The organism is Collinsella sp. AM40-7AC (genome assembly GCF_003468125.1).
In the GTDB taxonomy this organism is placed as follows: Bacteria; Actinomycetota; Coriobacteriia; order Coriobacteriales; family Coriobacteriaceae; genus Collinsella; species Collinsella aerofaciens_O.
This window is the reverse complement of sequence record NZ_QSGK01000026.1, coordinates 1-1,267: the sequence shown is the minus strand read 5'-3', so window position 1 is coordinate 1,267 and position 1,267 is coordinate 1. Positions and strand designations below refer to the sequence as shown.

1 protein-coding gene is annotated in these 1,267 nt (G+C 65.4%); it reads left to right on the top strand.

Features of this window, described 5'->3' with window-relative positions; all coding sequences use genetic code 11:
- Positions 1–24 precede the first annotated feature (24 nt).
- Complete coding sequence (gene arcA / locus DW892_RS10260) at positions 25–1,266, top strand: arginine deiminase (protein WP_099431519.1); 1,242 nt, start codon at positions 25–27, stop codon at positions 1,264–1,266.
- Position 1,267: the final 1 nt, after the last annotated feature.

The window sequence follows — 1,267 nt, the reverse complement described above, 5'->3', positions numbered from 1 at the left end:
GGCCCGAAAGAAAGGTAGGAGGCCATGACGAAAGGTCTGCACGTGCCTTCCGAGATCGGCAAGCTCAGGAAGGTCTGCCTGCACCGTCCCGGCGACGAGCTCCTCAACCTGCCGCCCGACGAGCTCGAGCGACTCCTGTTCGACGACGTCCCGTTCCTTGAGGTCGCGCAGCAGGAGCACGACACCTTCGCCCAGATCCTGAGGGACCAGGGCGTCGAGGTGCTCTACCTCGAGAACCTCGTCGCAGAGGTGTTCGACCAGGTCCCCGGCGCCCGCGCCGAGTTCACCGACCAGTACATCGCCGAGGCGGGCATCCGCGGCCAGCACATGCCGCAGATCGTCCGCGAGAAGCTGGACTCCATCGAGGACAACCTCGAGTTCGTCAAGAAGACCATGGCCGGCATGACCAAGGCCGAGATCGACATGCCCCTCACGGCGTCCACGACCCTCGACTCCCTGGTCAACTCCGAGTCCGAGTCCGACCTGATCATCGACCCGATGCCCAACCTCTACTTCACCCGCGACCCGTTCGCGGTCGTCGGCGAGGGCGTCAACCTCAACCGCATGTACTCGGTCACCCGCAACCGCGAGACCCTGTACGGCAAGTACGTCTTCAAGTACCACCCCGACTACAAGGACGTCTCCCTGTACTTCCGCCGCGACTGCCAGTTCCACACCGAGGGCGGCGACGTGCTGAACATCAACGAGAAGACCCTCGCCGTCGGCATCTCCCAGCGCACCCAGGCAGCCGCCATCGACGTCATGGCCCAGAACATCTTCTGGAACTCCGACTCCAAGGTCGAGCGCATCCTGGCCTTCGACATCCCCGTCTCGCGCGCCTTCATGCACCTCGACACGGTCTTCACCCAGATCGACGTCGATAAGTTCACGATCCACCCCGCCATCATGGGCACCCTGCGCGTCTACGAGCTGACCGCCGGCAAGAACCCGGGCGACGTGAACATCCGCCTGATCGAGGACACCCTCGAGCACGTCCTGGAGGACGCCACCGGCGTCGACCAGGTCAAGCTGATCCCCTGCGGCGGCGGCGACCCGATCGCGGCCTCCCGCGAGCAGTGGAACGACGGCTCCAACACCCTGTGCGTCGAGCCCGGCAAGATCTGCGTCTACGCCCGCAACACCGTCACCAACGACGTGCTGTACAAGGAGGGCCTGGACCTTCTCGTCGTGCCCTCCGCCGAGCTCTCCCGCGGCCGCGGCGGCCCGCGCTGCATGAGCATGCCCTTCTGGCGCGAGGACCTCTAAG

Bases quoted from the DNA above. Each gene is read 5' to 3' on its own strand.
- arcA (WP_099431519.1), top strand. From the start codon at position 25: ATGACGAAAGGTCTGCACGTGCCTTCCGAGATCGGCAAGCTCAGGAAG.